Origin of the sequence: Rhizobium sp. AP16 (genome assembly GCF_000281735.1) — a bacterium.
GTDB lineage: Bacteria > Pseudomonadota > Alphaproteobacteria > Rhizobiales > Rhizobiaceae > Rhizobium > Rhizobium rhizogenes.
In genome coordinates this window covers 44,833-60,316 of sequence record NZ_AJVM01000007.1, presented here as the reverse complement: position 1 = coordinate 60,316, position 15,484 = coordinate 44,833, and the positions used below count along the sequence as shown (strand labels likewise).

At 59.6% G+C, this 15,484-nt stretch carries 13 protein-coding genes and 2 pseudogenes; 4 read left to right on the top strand and 11 right to left on the bottom strand.

All coding sequences use genetic code 11. From position 1 onward, the window contains the following. From PMI03_RS05525 to PMI03_RS05510, 4 genes and pseudogenes are all read right to left on the bottom strand, one after another. A pseudogene (locus PMI03_RS05525) lies at nucleotides 1-371 on the bottom strand (energy-coupling factor transporter transmembrane protein EcfT); the annotation flags it as partial. Then, nucleotides 368-1,891, bottom strand: a complete 1,524-nt coding sequence (locus PMI03_RS05520) for an ABC transporter ATP-binding protein (protein ID WP_007690738.1) — start codon at nucleotides 1,889-1,891, stop codon at nucleotides 368-370. The gene PMI03_RS05520 and the pseudogene PMI03_RS05525, both read right to left, overlap by 4 nt. Before the next feature lie 19 nt (nucleotides 1,892-1,910). Continuing rightward, nucleotides 1,911-2,483, bottom strand: coding sequence for a hypothetical protein (locus PMI03_RS05515; protein WP_007690736.1), 573 nt, complete (start codon nucleotides 2,481-2,483; stop codon nucleotides 1,911-1,913). Between the two features lie 149 nt (nucleotides 2,484-2,632). Beyond that, entirely contained in the window at nucleotides 2,633-3,346 is a 714-nt protein-coding gene (locus PMI03_RS05510) for a phosphoribosyltransferase family protein (protein ID WP_007690734.1), read from the bottom strand. A 130-nt stretch (nucleotides 3,347-3,476) separates the two neighbouring features. Between PMI03_RS05510 and PMI03_RS05505 the strand changes: the two genes are divergently transcribed. Then, nucleotides 3,477-4,457 (top strand): LysR family transcriptional regulator, encoded by a 981-nt coding sequence (locus PMI03_RS05505; RefSeq protein ID WP_007690732.1) that lies wholly within the window; start codon nucleotides 3,477-3,479, stop codon nucleotides 4,455-4,457. Nucleotides 4,458-4,819: 362 nt separating this feature from the next. Next, complete coding sequence (locus tag PMI03_RS05500) at nucleotides 4,820-5,251, top strand: hypothetical protein (RefSeq protein ID WP_007690730.1); 432 nt, start codon at nucleotides 4,820-4,822, stop codon at nucleotides 5,249-5,251. A 179-nt stretch (nucleotides 5,252-5,430) separates the two neighbouring features. Here PMI03_RS05500 and PMI03_RS05495 read toward each other — a convergent pair whose 3' ends face one another. From PMI03_RS05495 to PMI03_RS05465, 7 genes are all read right to left on the bottom strand, one after another. Further along, entirely contained in the window at nucleotides 5,431-6,396 is a 966-nt protein-coding gene (locus PMI03_RS05495) for an ABC transporter ATP-binding protein (protein ID WP_007690728.1), read from the bottom strand. Further along, nucleotides 6,393-7,397, bottom strand: a complete 1,005-nt coding sequence (locus tag PMI03_RS05490) for an ABC transporter ATP-binding protein (protein ID WP_007690726.1) — start codon at nucleotides 7,395-7,397, stop codon at nucleotides 6,393-6,395. Before PMI03_RS05490 ends, PMI03_RS05495 begins: the two co-directional genes overlap by 4 nt. Beyond that, nucleotides 7,394-8,872 (bottom strand): amidohydrolase family protein, encoded by a 1,479-nt coding sequence (locus PMI03_RS05485; RefSeq protein WP_007690724.1) that lies wholly within the window; start codon nucleotides 8,870-8,872, stop codon nucleotides 7,394-7,396. The genes PMI03_RS05490 and PMI03_RS05485 overlap by 4 nt, the downstream gene beginning before the upstream one ends. Beyond that, nucleotides 8,869-10,062, bottom strand: a complete 1,194-nt coding sequence (locus tag PMI03_RS05480) for an amidohydrolase family protein (RefSeq protein ID WP_007690722.1) — start codon at nucleotides 10,060-10,062, stop codon at nucleotides 8,869-8,871. The genes PMI03_RS05485 and PMI03_RS05480 overlap by 4 nt, the downstream gene beginning before the upstream one ends. 9 nt (nucleotides 10,063-10,071) lie before the next feature. Then, entirely contained in the window at nucleotides 10,072-11,031 is a 960-nt protein-coding gene (locus PMI03_RS05475) for an ABC transporter permease (protein ID WP_007690720.1), read from the bottom strand. Nucleotides 11,032-11,047: 16 nt separating this feature from the next. After that, complete coding sequence (locus PMI03_RS05470; protein ID WP_007690718.1) at nucleotides 11,048-12,013, bottom strand: ABC transporter permease; 966 nt, start codon at nucleotides 12,011-12,013, stop codon at nucleotides 11,048-11,050. A gap of 87 nt (nucleotides 12,014-12,100) precedes the next feature. After that, nucleotides 12,101-13,657 (bottom strand): ABC transporter substrate-binding protein, encoded by a 1,557-nt coding sequence (locus PMI03_RS05465; RefSeq protein ID WP_007690716.1) that lies wholly within the window; start codon nucleotides 13,655-13,657, stop codon nucleotides 12,101-12,103. 264 nt (nucleotides 13,658-13,921) lie between these two features. On the opposite strand from PMI03_RS05465, the gene PMI03_RS05460 reads away from it, so the two are divergent. Beyond that, entirely contained in the window at nucleotides 13,922-14,608 is a 687-nt protein-coding gene (locus PMI03_RS05460; protein WP_007690715.1) for a GntR family transcriptional regulator, read from the top strand. A gap of 66 nt (nucleotides 14,609-14,674) precedes the next feature. Continuing rightward, nucleotides 14,675-15,339: pseudogene (locus tag PMI03_RS05455) on the top strand (flavin reductase family protein). Nucleotides 15,340-15,484 lie beyond the last annotated feature (145 nt).

Below are 15,484 nucleotides of genomic sequence, written 5' to 3'. Positions count from 1 at the left end.
GGCGGCAGCCGTGCGGCGCTTGCCGCTGCCAATATCGAGCCCGGCGTACTTGTCTCCATGACGAAATAGAAGGCGGCTGTGGTTGTCACCAGCCTAGCCGCCATCGCGGCGGCGACAGACAGGGCGTCGCCTGTCGAAAGGCCCTGTAGCCAAAGGTTTATCATCCAGCTCAACATGACCATGCCGGTGAGCAGGGTGGCACCCTTGATATAGCCGCGAAGACCAGGGACGCGTATCACCCATAAAAGGATCAGACAGGCAAGCGCAAGGGGCACGCCGAAGCGCCAGTTGGGAGCGAGCCAGGCTGCCAGCATGATGGCAAAGGCAATCCCCAGCTTGATAAAGAAATTGAGCTCATGAAGCCGCGTCATGCCATGCTCCAGGTTGCGTTATCATAGGGTACTTGCCAGCCGAGAGAGCGGAAGATGCCGCTTTCCCAGCCATCTTCGGGCTTTCCCTCGAACGCGATCGTGCCATTGTTGAGGATCATCAGACGGGTGGCCAGATCATCGACCAGTTGCAGATCGTGCGAGATCAACATCACCGCACGTCCCGAGGACTGCATTGACGAGATGAAAAGTTCCAGCATTTGCCGGCCCTTGATGTCCCTGGCCAAAAGCGGCTCGTCGATGATGGCGACAGCCGCGCCGGTTGCGTCGGCGCAAGCAAGGCTCAGCAGAGCCTGCTGGCGGGCCGAAAGCGCAAATGGATTGGCCTCGGCGAGGTGGGAGAGTGCATAGCGCTCCAGCGCTGCCGTGGCGCGGGCGATGATGGCTGGGTCGCTGGAGGAGGCGGTCGAGGCCGTGATGGCAAAGATCACTTCACCGAGTACGGTCATATTGAACAGAATATGGCGCATGTTCTGCGGGATATAGGCAATCTTGCGCGCGCGGGCGGCAACGGACCAGTCGTCGGCCTTCGTCTCGCCGAAGAGGATGGAGCCTGCGGTCGTTTTCAGAAGTCCGAGGATCGATTTGAACAGCGTCGTTTTGCCGGCGCCGTTGCGGCCGATGAGTGCAAGCACCTCTCCAGCCCGCACCTCGAAACTTACATCCTTCAGGACCGGGTTTCCGTGCGAGCGGGAAAGCTGGCTCGTCAGCTTCGAAACGGTCAACAGCGGGCGGCCCGTCTCAACGGTCTGTCGCGCGGGCCGGGAGCGCATCGGCGGCAGAATGCCGGCTTCGATCCAGGCGGCATCCTCTGTGAGAACAGCCTTTGGCGGCATGCTTGGAGAAAGGCTGCCATGACGCAACAGAGCGATGCTGTCGATCACCGAATGGAGTGCCAAAGGGTCCTGCTCCGAGATCAGCAGGGTCGGGACGCTATCCGACACCTTCCGCAGGATATTGGAAAGTCTCATACGGGCAGCGGGATCGAGCCCGGTGGTCGGCTCGTCCAGCACGAGGATTGCCGGGTTCGAGGCGATCGCTGCGGCAATGGTGACCATCCGCCGTTCACCACCCGAGAGGGTCAGAACCCGACGGCCACGCAACGCCTCCAGCTCGAATTCCGCAATCAGCTCGGCGAGCCGGTTGCGGATCACGTTCTGCTCGACACCCTTGTTCTCCATCGGGAACGCGATGACATCCTCGACACAGATGTCCCAAAGCTGGTCTTCGCTATTTTGAGCCACGAAGCCGATCGTGCTGAACAGCTCTTTCTTGGTGAAAGAGTGTAGCGGACGGCCGGCAAGTTCCACCTGGCCGGAGAACTCGGGAGCGTGAATGAGGCGCGGGATCAGGCCGGCGGCAACGCCGAGCAGCGTCGACTTGCCGCTACCGGCTTCGCCACAGACAAGAAGCCGTTGCCCCTCATCAAGCGTGCAATTGGTTTCGGCAAGCACCGGTGCGGGACCGCCGAAACCGATCGTCAGATTGGCAATATTGAGCACTTGTTGATCCAGATCGGGTTCAGAAGCGCTTGAAGCCGGCGGGATGTGCACTCTTTAGAATTTTCAGGGCCGGGATGATCAGCAGCGGCGTGCCCACGACCATCGGGACGATGTCGGACAGGCCGAGATAGCCAAAACCCCACCAGAACGGAAAAATGCCGAGATAGGCGAGGCTTGCGGATACCGCCACCACCATAATCAGCCCGATGACAAGGCAGGTCACAGCAATCTTGATCAGCGCCAGGCGATCAAAGACAGTCTTGGCGGGATCGAAGAGGAGCCCCGGCACAAGGCCGGTCAGGCCGACCATGACGCCATCGACGATGAGCGAATGTGCGGGGATGAAAGTGCCGGCGAGAAGCGACCAAACGATAGTACCGAGATAACCGCAAATGAAGCCGCTGCGCCAGCCGAGCAGGATACCGATCACCGGTGGCAGGAAGGCAAAAATGCGCCACTGGATGACACCGGGCACGAGCTGGATTGGATTGGCATAGGCCCAAAGTACACCCGTGGCGGCAGCCGCCACGATCGAGAGTACGATGGGAAAGAGAGTATTGCCGTCAGTTTGCGATACGGTTGCTGGCTGCATGTTTTTGTCCCCTTAAACGTAACTTCAAGAAACTCTCGGAAAACCGGCTGCAACGGTTCTCCGCAATGGCTCAAATGCAAATTTGGTCTCGATCACATGCCGCCTGGCGATTGCGGGAAGACAGTTCAGGAAAGTCGTCGAACGTCGCGCTACACCTGTGCTGCATCCCGTTGAGCCGTAGAGCGTCTCCGTTGGGCCTGTGTCAAATGCTTGTTGACCAAAGCTCGGTCATCCATCCAAGCGTCTTTCTCGGTCGTGGTATCGGGGATCGCCACCCCTGCGATCATGTCAAACTGAGGAATGTGGCTGAGGCTGGCGACCAGGTTGGCGTCCTCGCCCAGCAGGTTTCGCCAGGCGTGCCCCTCGGTCAGAATGGCACCGGCACCAATTATATTGGCGCCAGCGCGGCGCACGAGCCTGATTGCTGCTGCCATACTGGAGCCGGTGGCGATGACATCGTCGACAATGAGAACGCGCTTGCCTTGGAGCAGGCTTATCGAGCGGCGATCAAGCAGAAGGCGTTGCGGCACTGCGGTCGTAATGGAACGCACATCCTCGACCAAGGCATCGGCAAGGTGAAATTTCGGTGATTTCTGCAGGATGACATATTGGTCTATACCAAGGCGCCGCGAGACTTCGATCGCGACCGGGACGCCCAAGGTGGCGCTGCCGACGACGATGTCGGGCCGCATCTGCGCAAAATGATTGGCGAGAGCATTGCCGACGATGTCACCAAACCGGATACCCATGTCGATTACCATCAGCAGCGCGATCGCGCGTCGGTCATTCAGCCGGATAATCGGTAGGCTGAAATTCTCGCTGGCAATCTCTATCTGATAGGTTTGCGGGGTCTCCAGATACATAAATGCGGCCTTTTGCCATCATAAGTTGCAGGTGAAGTATTATCCCAGTAGACACTAGGTCGCCCGGCTTTTACAACCAACAAAATTCGTCCGGTGTGTTTCCTTTTCTTCAACGAGGTACTCTTCCCGAATGAGTAGGCTTTTGTTTTCTCGGTTCGCACATTATCTCGACGAGATCGCTAAACGCGGCTCGATCAGAAAAGCCGCGGAGAAACTGAATGTCTCGGCTTCCGCGATCAATAAGCAGCTCATCGGTGCCGAGGAGGAGTTCGGTGTTGCCTTATTTGAGCGTCTGCCACGAGGCATGCGGCTGACCTCCGCGGGTGAATTGCTCATTAACGGTTATAGAGAATGGAATAAGGACCTTTCCCGGATCAAATTCGAGATCGAGGAATTGAAGGGGCTTCGCCGTGGCGAAGTGAAAATTGCCGCCTCGCAGGAAACTGTGCCCGACTTTCTGCCCGCGGCGATCGCGCGGTTCATGAAGGATCATCTTCGCATTCGCAACTCGATCACGGTGGCGGATTCGGACCGTGTGCGTCAACTGGTCAGGGACGGAAGCGTAGACTTCGGACTGACGTTCAGTCCCCCGCCTCTACCGGGGGTCGTTGTCACGCGTTCGGCTGACTTTCACCTGATGGCCATGTTGCCGGCAAGTCCCGGTGTGAAGCAGCCGGATAGCATGTCTATCGAAGAATTCTTCCAAAAGCCGACGATCGTCCCTGATGCCAGTAGTCACTTGCGTGATGTTGTCGACATTGCCGCCGCACGTATCGGTGCGAGGTTGCAGCCCGTCTTGACGACCAATAGCTTATCGCTCATGCGTTCCATGGTTCGCGAGGGGTGCGGTTTCGGTGTGACGGCCGTGGCTAAGGGCATGCCCTTGAAGGATGATGAGGGAATACATTGCTCCCGCATAGCTGATCGTGGTTTGCCACCGATGGTGCTGTCGCTGATCGTCGACCCACGGCGCAGCCTCTCCATGACCTCCATCATCGCGCGGAGGTATTTTGAGGAATATTTCGATGAGCTCGCACTTCAAGCGGACGAAGCGCTTCACCGTTCGTTGGAGCAATCGAGTTCAGACAACGAGCGATCCGGCGCCGAGTGACTGCAGTTTCAGCCATTGCGTCGTAACGAGCACTTATGTTCCAAGCAGTTTGGCGTGAGGTTTCGCGCCATTGGCAAGATCCCGCGTATCCTTGTGAAGTGTTCCCACATCAAATGCAGCGATCGGAGTATCCGCGATATTGTCGCTCGCGTACTCAACCGTAAGATGATGGCGAAGGCTTCCTGTTGAAGAAAAGGAAACGCACCGGACGAATTTTGGTGCTTGTAAAAGTTGTGCCGACCTATGTCTATGGAGACGGTATCGTTTGGTTCTAATGCTCGGGGCGGCAAGGCGGTAAGCACGCCTCCGGAGGCCTCCACAAACCTCTCAGACGGAGATCACGGTTGGTGAATTAAAATCATATGTCTGAAGTCAAAGCCTACCTTCTGAACGCAGCTGCCGAAACGATCCGGACCGTGATGATTCCCGCAGCAGATCAGCTTGCGCATATCTCCAAATTGATCGGAAGCAGCCAGATCGATGTCGTTCGCATCGAGGGCTCTCATCTCCTCTACGCAGGGGCAAATAGCCTGACCGACGGGGTTCACAGCGTAACGGACTTGAAAGGCCACGGCTCGCCGTTTGCTGGCAATCTTCTTATTGTCGGTGCCGATGAACGTGGCGAGATGACGAATGCCAGCGACAGTATCGGGCACTTCGCGACGAAACTGACGATCGTTCGCCCGGTCTTCGTGCCTGTCTTCGAGACGTTAACCGGCCCCGACATCTTCGGAACCCGCGTCATCCGCCTGGATGTTCGCATTGAGCGGTCTGCCCCCAAAATCATCGACTGAGTACCAGATGGGAGAATGGAGGCTCTTTGTCGATTGCAATCGCAATCTTCAGGATTTGTGAAGCGGCAGCGAACACCGAGTGATGATTTTTCAGAGCGACTTTGAAAGCCGGTGTATGCGCGAACAGCGCCACCAGGCGTTCAATGCCAAATCCACTGGGGACAGTGCTCGCGGCCGATTCACACGCCCGCGAAATGGCACAGGACTTTTCCGCCACCCATGCGTTGGCGTGGCGTTGGGGCAGCAGTTTTGCAAATATCCTGCGCCATGGGACAGCGCGGATGAAATGTGCACCCCGCCGGTGGGTTGAGGGGACTGGGAGGCTCGCCCCCCATCAGCGTGCGCGCCCTGTTTGGCGCCAGCACATCGGGTATCGTCTGAAGGAGAAGCTGCGTGTAGGGATGTTGTGGATTGGCAAAGAGCGCTTCCGTTTCCGCCTCCTCGACAATACGGCCCAGATACATCACGGCAATCCTGTCGGCCATGTGACGCACGACGGCAAGGTTGTGGCTGATGAAAAGATAGGTCAGTCCGAGTTCGTCCTGAAGCCGGCGCATTAGATTGAGAATTTGCGCCTGGACAGAAACGTCCAGCGCGGAAGTGGGCTCGTCGCAGACGAGGAATTCCGGCTCGCCGGCCAATGCGCGGGCAATCGAAATTCTCTGTCGCTGGCCGCCCGAAAACTCGCGTGGATACCGCCTGGCGTCATCGGGCGACAGCCCGACGACGCGCAGCAGCTGCGATACTCTTTCCGCAATCTCGGCAGGCGACGTTCTCAGTTTGAACTCGCGGATCGGCTCGGCGATGATATCGCCCACGCGCCATCGGGGATTGAGGCTCGCATGGGGATCCTGGAAGATCATCTGCGCTTCCATTGGCTTGCCGCTGGCGGAGCTGCCGAAGACAATCGCACCTTCAGTCGGCTCATGCAGTCCTGTCACCAGACGCGCGACAGTCGATTTGCCGCAACCGGATTCGCCGACAAGCGCGAGGCACTTGCCCTTTTTCACGGTGAAGGTCACGTCTTGAACGGCCTGCAGATATCGCCTGGGCTTGCGCTCGATCACCCGGTTCAGCCATGGTGCCGAGACCTCGAAGACACGGGTCAGCTGGTCGACTTCGAGAGCGTTTTCGATATCTCTCATCGGACACCTCCTTCGATCAGCCAGCAGGCGGCGGCACCATGCTCGTCCGCCTGAGTGAGCGATGGTCGTTCGACGCGACAGCGCGGCATCACATCCCGACAGCGCGGATTGAACGCACATCCGGAAGGCATGGCGTTCAGGCGCGGCATGGCGCCATCGATCTGCGCAAGTGTATCAAGCCGCGCGCCAAGCGCCGGGATCGACGCCATAAGCCCACGCGTATAGGGATGCTTGGGACGTGCGAGGACTTCCGCCACGGGACCGATCTCAACGACGCGACCGGCGTACATCACCGCAACGCGGTCGGCGGTCTCCGCAATGACGCCCATATCATGGGTGATTAACATGACCCCCACCCCCTGTTCGACGCAAAGGCGACGCAGCAATGCCGTGATCTGGGCCTGGATCGAAACGTCCAGCGCCGTTGTCGGCTCGTCGGCGATGATCAGTCGAGGGTTGCCCGCCAGAGCCAGTGCAATGACAACGCGCTGGCGCATTCCGCCCGAAAACTGATGCGGATAGTGGTCCACCCGCTCTTCCGCGCCGGGAATGCCGACATGTTTCAGCAGTTCTATAGCCCGAAGCCGAGCAGCAGCTTTGTCGATATCGGAGTGCAATCGAACGGTTTCGACGAGCTGCTGTCCGACGGAAAAGAGAGGGTTGAGCGACGTCAGCGGGTCCTGGAAGATGGCTCCCACCTTGCGTCCTCGAACCTTCTCCATCTGTCTCTCGTTCAGGCTATCGGTGCGCTGACCGGCAATGCTGATTTCGCCGGCGATGACGCGACCCGGCGGTTCCAGCAGGCCCAGCACGGCCATCCCTGTCATTGACTTGCCTGCACCGGATTCGCCGACGACGCCCAAGATTTCTCCCGGAGCGATCGTCAACGAGACATCGGACAAAGCGGCAAGCGTTCCCCGCCGGGTCGGAAATTCGACCGAGAGGCCGGATACCACAAGTGCTGGTTCATAAGCCGTTTGGATCTGGGCCGTTTGCGTCATTGCTGCTCCAGGGCTGGGTAGCTTGGTGGGAAAATCGAACTGACCGGCGGGTGTCGATAGGTTCGCTCCGGATAGAGGGAAACCAGTCTGTCGAATTGCGCCTGCGCTCTGGCACGCGCAGTCGCCAGATCGATTCCGGCAACGGCGCCATCGCGCATCGAGATGCGCCCGTCGACGATCGTTGCCCTGGTGATGCGGCCGGTCGCCCCATAGATCAGCGTCTGAACCGGATCGATGCGGGGCGCGATCATGGCATCGCTCATGTCGAAAACGGCGATATCGGCCTTTGCGCCGGGTGCAATTCGGCCGAGATCGGGGCGCCTTAGCGCATCGGCGCCGGCAATTGTTGCCGAGTCATAGAATTCGGATGCGGATGCAGCGTCACCTTTGCCCTCGGTGATGCGATTGGCCATCAGGCCGACAGCAAGGTTCAAGACCATGTCCGGCGGGGCCGTGTCGGTGCCCATGCCGATACGGATGCCCATCGCCTTGAGGCGCGAATAGGATTTGAGCGCCGATCCGTGGCGTGCCGATACAAGCGGACAGTGCGCGACCGTTACGCCACTGTCGGCATAGAGGGCGAGATCCTCGTCCGTTGCGACCGTTGCATGCGGCGCGATGAGGCGAGGGGAAAGCAATCCGAGATCGGCGAGCCAGCGTGGTGCCGTGACGCCGTGCAGTCTTCGCACGGTCTGGAGTTCCATTTCGCCCTGGGCCATATGCAGCCGTACCGGCAAGTCTAGGTCGTCCGCTCGGGCGAAGGTCTGCCTGAGCAAACTCTCCGTGCACGTCTCGACCCTGTCGGGTGCAAACATGCCTGAGATGAGACCATCCGCATGGCCGTGGATGCGGCGGGCAAAGTCTGTGGCTTCAGTGAGTTCCGCAAGGCCTCGGGCTTCGTCGAAGACCGTCTGCATGGTGCCAGCTTCGTCGAGGACCACGCCGCCGCTGCGATAGGCCGGCCCCAGCCAGACGCGCAGCCCGAGATCGTCGGCTGCCTGAGCGGCGGCTTCGAATTCGGCGACGGTCTCTCCCCAGGCCCGGTAGAAAAGCGATGCGATCGGCAGCGCCGATGTGATCCCGTTCAGCAAAAGTTGCGCGAAGGCATAGCGTTTCTGGAACGCCAGCTCTTCGGCTGTGTACATCTCGCGGGATTGCGCCGCATAATCGGCGGGCCAGACCCGCCCTTTCTTCCAGCCCGGCTGGTTGTCCATGGCAAGCACGGTGGTATCGAGGTCGGAAAGCGCGTCGAGATCCACGAAGCCGGGGCCAATGAGGGCCTCCCCCATGTCATATCTGGCTGCAAGCTCACCGGCGAAGCGATGTCCGACCCAGACGATGCGATCCTGCTCGATGACGATTTCGCCGTTCTCGATCAGCCGCCGTCCATCCGGGGTGTCCGCAATGATAAATCGCGCTGCTAGCGCCCAGCGTCCTTGCGGACGGTGCCCGAGCGGAAGATCCGACCAGCTCATGGGCGTTCTCGCAGGCTTTTGCCATCACGGGCGACGACGTTTCCGGCGGTGACGACCAGCTTTCGCGGAGCATGGGTGACGATTGCCTCGGCAAGCGTTTCCCCTTCGACCAGCACGATGTCGCCACGTCCGCCCAGGGCGATTTCATGGCCGGTCCTCTCCATCACAACGGCACCACCGGTTGTGCAGACATGCAAGGCCAGCGGAAGCTCGTCATCGCGGCGCAGATTGTTTTTCATGCCGAGAAGCATGGCGCGTTCGAACATGTCGCCGTTGCCATATGGACCCCAGGTGTCGCGAAAGCCGTCGACGCCAGCGCCAAAGCGGACGCCTGCCGCCAGAAGCCGCTTCAGGGATGGCGTCTCGCGGGATGGCGGCGCCGTTGTCAGGATCGGGATGTCGAGTTCGGCGCATGTATCGATCAGCCCTTGCGTCATGTTCCAATCCGGGTGGCCGAGGCAGAAGGCGTGGCTGACGGCGACCTTGCCCTGCAGCCCCAGCGCGCGGACGCGTTCGAAAATCATCTCCATGGAAAAAGCGCCCAGTTCGCCGGACTCGTGCAGATGAATGTCGATGCCCTTGCCGTGCCTTTCCGCGATGGCGAAGATCGCGTCGAGATGGCCCTTGGGGTCCTTGTCCATGCCGCAGGGGTCAAGGCCGCCGACAAGGTCCGCACCCATTGCTATCGCCCGATCCAGGAGCTCATCCGTGCCTTGCCGGCGCATGAGCCCTGATTGGGGAAACGCAACGATCTCGATTTCCACAATGCCGGCAAGCTGCCTGCGGGTCTCCATGACACCTTCCAGCGCAATGAGGCCCTGGTCGGTGTCGATATCGACATGAGTCCGGATCAGAGTGGTGCCGTAGCCGACGGACTGCAGCGACTGGCGCATGGACTGGATGTGGGCATCCAGCCCGAGATCACGTTTGACCTGGCGCTCGTTGTCGATCTTGTCGATGAGCCGCGGCCCGACTTCGTTGACATACCAGGGATAGCCGAGCAGCGACTTGTCGAGATGGGTATGGGCATCGACGAGGCCAGGAATGGCGATGCGTCCGCCGGCATCTTCGACCGTTATACCCTCGGCTGCGATGTTCTGGCCGACAGCGGCAATACGGCCGTCCACGATCAGGATATCGGCGAGGTCCTTGCCCATGGGGCGCGTGTTGGTGATGAGAAGCTTGTTCATGTGACGTCCTCAGCGCAGTTTGGGGTTGAGTGCATCGCGCAGCCAATCCCCCAGGATATTGATCGAGACAACCAGCAGGCAGAGCTGAATGGCCGGGAACAGGACGATCCACCACAGTCCCGAAAACAGGTATTCGTTGCCGATGCGGATCAAGGTGCCGAGCGATGGCTGCTCGACGGGCATGCCGACACCGAGGAAGGAAAGTGTCGCCTCGATGAGAATCCCGAAGCCGAAATTGAGCGTTGCGGTCACCAGCAGCGGCGTGGTCGTATTCGGAAGGATGTGCCTCAGCATGATCCGCCGCGCCGGCACGCGGATCAACCGGGCCGCCTGCACATACTCCTTGTTGCGCTCGACCATCGTCAGAGCGCGCACGGTGCGGGCATATTGCACCCAGGCCGAAAGCGAGATGGCAAACACGATCACTGACGATGCGCCGGCGTCGCGCAGTCCGGGCGGCAGCATCTGGCGCGCCATGGCCGACACGAGGATGGCGATCAGCATCGTCGGCATCGAAAGAAGGACGTCGCCCGCCCGCATCAGCAAACCGTCGGCCCACTTTCCATAATAGCCGGCGATGAGGCCAAGCGTGGCCCCGACCGCCAGCGAGACGGCGACAGAGGCTGCGCCGATCACGATCGAAGCGCGAGATCCATAGAGGATAGCCGAAAGCACATCGCGGCCCTGAAGATCGGTGCCCAACAGGTAGGGCCACTGACCATCTGCGCTCCAGATCGGTGGCAACTGGGCGTTTAGCAGATCGAGAGATGCCAGATCATACGGATTTTGCGGTGCGATCCATGGTGCCAGAAATGCCGATGCCAGCAGCAAAGCCAGGACAATGGTGGCGATGATGGCGGAGGGATGCTTCTTGAAGCTCCACCACAGATCCGTATCGGCGATGCGGCGACGGAGGGAGGGGCGCGGGGACGCCGCTTTCGTCGGATTGGCCGTTTCGATGCCGCTCATGGGGTGCTCCTCTCGGTCAGGCTTTGCGCAGACGCGGATCGACGACGGCATAGGCGACATCGACGAAGGTGTTCAGGACGACAAAGATGAAGGCCACGATGCAGAGATAGGCGGCCATCACAGGGATATCGACGAAGGTGACTGCCTGCATGAACAGCATGCCCATGCCGGGCCACTGGAACACGGTCTCGGTGACCAGGGCAAAGGCGATGAGATTGCCAATCTGCATTGCCGTCAAAGTAATGACCGGCATCAGACAGTTTTTCAGCGCATGACGAAACCACAGCGATCGGCGCCGAACGCCGCGGGCGCGGGCGAACTTGATGAAGTCCGAACGCAGGGTTTCCAGCATCTCGGCGCGAACAAGCCGCATGACAAGCGTGATCTGGAAGAGCGATAGTGAGAGTGCCGGCAGCACCAGCGCGGCGCGCCCGGAAGAGGTAAGCAGCCCCGTTGACCACCAGCCGATCTGGACGATATCGCCGCGCCCATAGCCGGGTAACCATCCAAGAGACACGGAAAACACCAGGATCAACAGAATGCCGACAAGAAAGCTCGGCAGGGAGATTCCGATCACGGAGGTGAATTGAAGTCCTTCCGCCCACCATCTTCCGCGCCCGATGGCGGTGAAGACACCAAGCGGAATGCCGACGACGAGCGAGATGATCGTAGCGATGAGCACAAGCTCGAATGTCGCCGGAAACCGCTCGCCGATCAGCTTGATGACATCCTGCTGGTTTCGATAGGAAAGCCCGAATTCGCCCTGGGCCGCCTTGACGACGAAGCGGACATATTGCGTCAGGAATCCGTCGTTCAAGCCGAGTCTGGTGCGCAGTTCGTCATGTTCGGCCTGCGTGGCACTTTCGTTCATCATCATTTCGACGGGATCGCCGACGAAACGGAAAATCATGAAAGCGATGAAGGTGACGGTCAACATCACGAGGATCGCATTGCCGATGCGCTTTACGAGGAAGGCGATCATTGCGCTTTACGTCCCTGGTTTTGATCGAGCCCGATTTTTCGTGAGGGAGGCCCGCCGCCGTAGGGTGCGGCGAGCCAAATTGCATCGTTACTTCTTCACAAGCCATAGGCGGGGAAGGTTGTCGGCAAAGAGCGGCAGGTCCGCGACCTTGTTCGCCGTCGCCCAGGTCAAAGGTTGCTGGTGCAACGGGATCATCAGCACATGCTCCTTGGCAACCTTGAGGGATGCCGCCTCCAGTGCCAGGCGCTTGGTTTGATCGAGTTCGACCGCCGAGGCTTCCGTCAGTCTGTCGAATTCGCTGTCCGACCAGCCGCCCCAGTTGAAGATGCCATATGTGCCGCCCTTCGTGTGGAGGACCTGCGAGGTGAGGCTGTAGGTGTCGAGCATCGGGAGGGTCGCCCAGCCGAGCGTGTAGACATCGACCTGCCCATTCGAGCGCTTCGGCGTCTGGACTGCGCGGGGTCCCTGGTCAAGCTTCGGCTTCAGCCCGATGCGCGACCACATGGAAGCCACGGCCTGGCAGATCTGCTCTTCGTTGACGAGCGTGTCGGTGCAGTTGAAGTCGAAGGCGAAATCCGCAGCGCCGGCCTCCTTCAGGAGCGCCTTTGCCTTTTCCAAGTCGGCCTGCAGCGGTGTATCGAGCGCAGCGTCGTAGCCCGGAATCTGCGGTGCGACGAGCGTGCCGGCATTACGAGACTTTCCACGCATGACCTTCTTCTTGATGAGGTCAAGGTCGATCGCGAGCTGCATCGCCTGACGAACGCGCACGTCTTTCATCGGGTTGGGAGCGCCGGAAAGGAGCGTGTCGCGCTGGCTGAAGCCGATCATGACCGTGCGCAGGTCGGTGCCCTCGAGAAGCTTGACGTTCGGCGAAGCCTGCAGGCGAGGGATGTCCTGAACGGGCGCTTTGTCCGTGAAGTCGATATCGCCGGCCAACAGCGCCGCCACGCGTGTCGCGTCGGACGCAATCGGTGTGAACTCGATCCGGTCGATATTGTGCTGCGGCTTGTCCCACCAGCCATCGAACTTGACGAAAACGGTCTTGGCGTCGGGCTGGCGGCTCTCGATTTTGAAGGGACCGGTGCCGTTGGCATGATAGGTCGCGTAGCCTTCGACGCCCGATCCGACGTCGGTCGGGGCCTCGGTATTGTTGTCCTTCAGCCAGCCGGCATCGAAGATGTAGATCGTTGTCAGATCATTGAGAAGGAGAGGGTAGTTCGGCGTGACATCGATTTCGATCGTATGGGCGTCGATGACCCGCGATCCTTTATAGGCAGGAATGTTGCCCTTGAGCGGTGATTTCGGATCGCTGGCGCGCACCAGCGACGCCTGCACGTCTTCCGCCGTAAAATCGGCGCCGTTGTGAAATTTGACGCCTTCGCGGAGCTTGAAGCGCCAGGTCGTCGGCGAAACAACTTCCCAGGATGTGGCAAGTGCAGGCTCGATCTTCAGGTTGCGATCGTACCGCACCAAGCCTTCGTATACGTGATTGAGCACTCCGAGCGTAAAACTGTCGCCATAGGAATCGGGATCAAGCGAACCCAGATCGCGTGATGCGCCCCAGCGGAATGTCTCTGCTCCGGCTGGCAGGGCCAGGCCGAGCAGTAAGGCTCCGGCGAGAAGTAATTTTCCAATTTTGATCATATTGTTCCCCGATCTTTATATTGTATGCAATTTCTGCTCAAAATCAGCGATTTTCTAACGAAAATGGCGTGATCGCGCCAAAATCGGCGCCGGTATTCTAGCGGCAATCTTAATTCGCTTGCAGAGCGTATCAAAATTCGTATTCTAGATCGTATGCAATATCAACATAAATTGCATGCGATTTTTATCCGTTTATGGCAGACAAAAATTGTGCATATAGAGGCGCAATGAAAAGCACCGCCAAACCACGCGATGGAGAGCTCTATGTCCACGAACCAGACGCGCAGTGATGCCATTTACGCTTCACTGAGACGGGCGATCCTTGAGCAGGCGCTGAAGCCTGGGGTTAAGTTGCCGGAGGATTCCATCGGCGACACCTTCGGCGTCAGCCGTACGAGCGCTCGCAATGCGCTTGTGCGCCTGGTTTCCGACGGTCTGGTCGAGATCAAGCCCAACCGGGGTGCCTCGGTCGCCATGCCGACGTTGGAGGAAGCACATGAGGTCTTCGCGCTACGCCGCTGCCTGGAGCGAGAAGTCATCGAGCGGCTCTGCACGCGCATGCCGAAAGACGGGATCGATGCGCTGATATCGCATGTCCGCGAAGAGGAGCGCGCGCTGCGGTCGTCCTCGCCGCGGTCAATCCGGCTGGCCGGGGAGTTTCACATTCTGCTGGCCGAACTGACCGATTCGAAGCTGTTGATCGACTTCATCAGCCGGGTCGTGTCCCGCTCCTCACTCATTCTTGCCCGGTTCGGCCGACCCCATTCCGCTGAATGCGGCATCGATGAGCACATCCAGCTTATTGAGGCTCTGAAGCAGCTCGATCGCGAGCGCGCGACGGAAATCATGGATCACCACCTCCACGCCGTCGAAGACCGCGCGCGTGTCGATGAGGATGATGCGCCGGATGTCGGGGAGATATTGAGCCGCTACCTGGCTGTTTCCGACTAACGACAAAGACATCCCGGCATCGTTGTAAGAGTGGGCCATGCCGGAGACGACAAGGAAAATATGACAATGACGGTGCCCAAGAGCCTGCCCAGTGCGGCTGATTTTACGCGGTTCGATTTTGGTTCGCTTACGCCGCGTGAGTGTTACAAATTGCTGATCGGCACTGTCGTGCCGCGTCCCATCCTTGGGTGACCACGGTCGATACTGAAAATCGCGTCAACGCTGCGCCGTTCAGCTTTTTTGGCGTCCTGTCTGCCGATCCGCCGATCCTGGCGATTGGCGTCGAAAATCACGGCGATCTGAGCTTCAAGGATACCGGGCACAATATCCGCCATACCGGCGAGTTCACCGTGAACATCGTCGGAGCCGAAAACCTGGATGCCATGAATGTGACTGCCGTCCCATTTCCCGCCGGCGTTGACGAGCTGGAACGCGCAGGGCCTACGGCTTTGCCAGGCACTCATGTTCGCTCGCCCTATATCGCGGAGGCGCCGGCGGCTTTCGAGTGCCGTCGCCATGTGACCTTGCAGGTTGGCGGCTCGCGAGAGATCGTCATAGGTGAGGTGCTCGCACTGCACATCAGGTCGAACCTCGTCAACGAGCGTCTGCATATCGACCCGAAAGGCTTGAACGCCCTCGGCCGAATGGGTGGCCACGGCTATGTCAGAACGGGCGAAACGTTCGATCTGCCAACGATGTCGCTGGATGAGTGGACTGCGGGGATCAGTTGAGGAAGCGTTCTTCGCCCTGCCGGTCTTAGGCTTGGCGACGCCGATCTTGCCGACCGAACTGAGCGCCGGCATGTCGAAAAGTCATTGGCAGGGCCTGCTTGACTGCCAGCCGACCGGTTCATTTCCTCCGGAAGGCGCCGGATTG

Bases quoted from the DNA above. Each gene is read 5' to 3' on its own strand.
- PMI03_RS05515 (WP_007690736.1), bottom strand. From the start codon at position 2,483: ATGCAGCCAGCAACCGTATCGCAAACTGACGGCAATACTCTCTTTCCC.
- PMI03_RS05510 (WP_007690734.1), bottom strand. From the start codon at position 3,346: ATGTATCTGGAGACCCCGCAAACCTATCAGATAGAGATTGCCAGCGAG.
- PMI03_RS05505 (WP_007690732.1), top strand. From the start codon at position 3,477: ATGAGTAGGCTTTTGTTTTCTCGGTTCGCACATTATCTCGACGAGATC.
- PMI03_RS05500 (WP_007690730.1), top strand. From the start codon at position 4,820: ATGTCTGAAGTCAAAGCCTACCTTCTGAACGCAGCTGCCGAAACGATC.
- PMI03_RS05495 (WP_007690728.1), bottom strand. From the start codon at position 6,396: ATGAGAGATATCGAAAACGCTCTCGAAGTCGACCAGCTGACCCGTGTC.
- PMI03_RS05490 (WP_007690726.1), bottom strand. From the start codon at position 7,397: ATGACGCAAACGGCCCAGATCCAAACGGCTTATGAACCAGCACTTGTG.
- PMI03_RS05485 (WP_007690724.1), bottom strand. From the start codon at position 8,872: ATGAGCTGGTCGGATCTTCCGCTCGGGCACCGTCCGCAAGGACGCTGG.
- PMI03_RS05480 (WP_007690722.1), bottom strand. From the start codon at position 10,062: ATGAACAAGCTTCTCATCACCAACACGCGCCCCATGGGCAAGGACCTC.
- PMI03_RS05475 (WP_007690720.1), bottom strand. From the start codon at position 11,031: ATGAGCGGCATCGAAACGGCCAATCCGACGAAAGCGGCGTCCCCGCGC.
- PMI03_RS05470 (WP_007690718.1), bottom strand. From the start codon at position 12,013: ATGATCGCCTTCCTCGTAAAGCGCATCGGCAATGCGATCCTCGTGATG.
- PMI03_RS05465 (WP_007690716.1), bottom strand. From the start codon at position 13,657: ATGATCAAAATTGGAAAATTACTTCTCGCCGGAGCCTTACTGCTCGGC.
- PMI03_RS05460 (WP_007690715.1), top strand. From the start codon at position 13,922: ATGTCCACGAACCAGACGCGCAGTGATGCCATTTACGCTTCACTGAGA.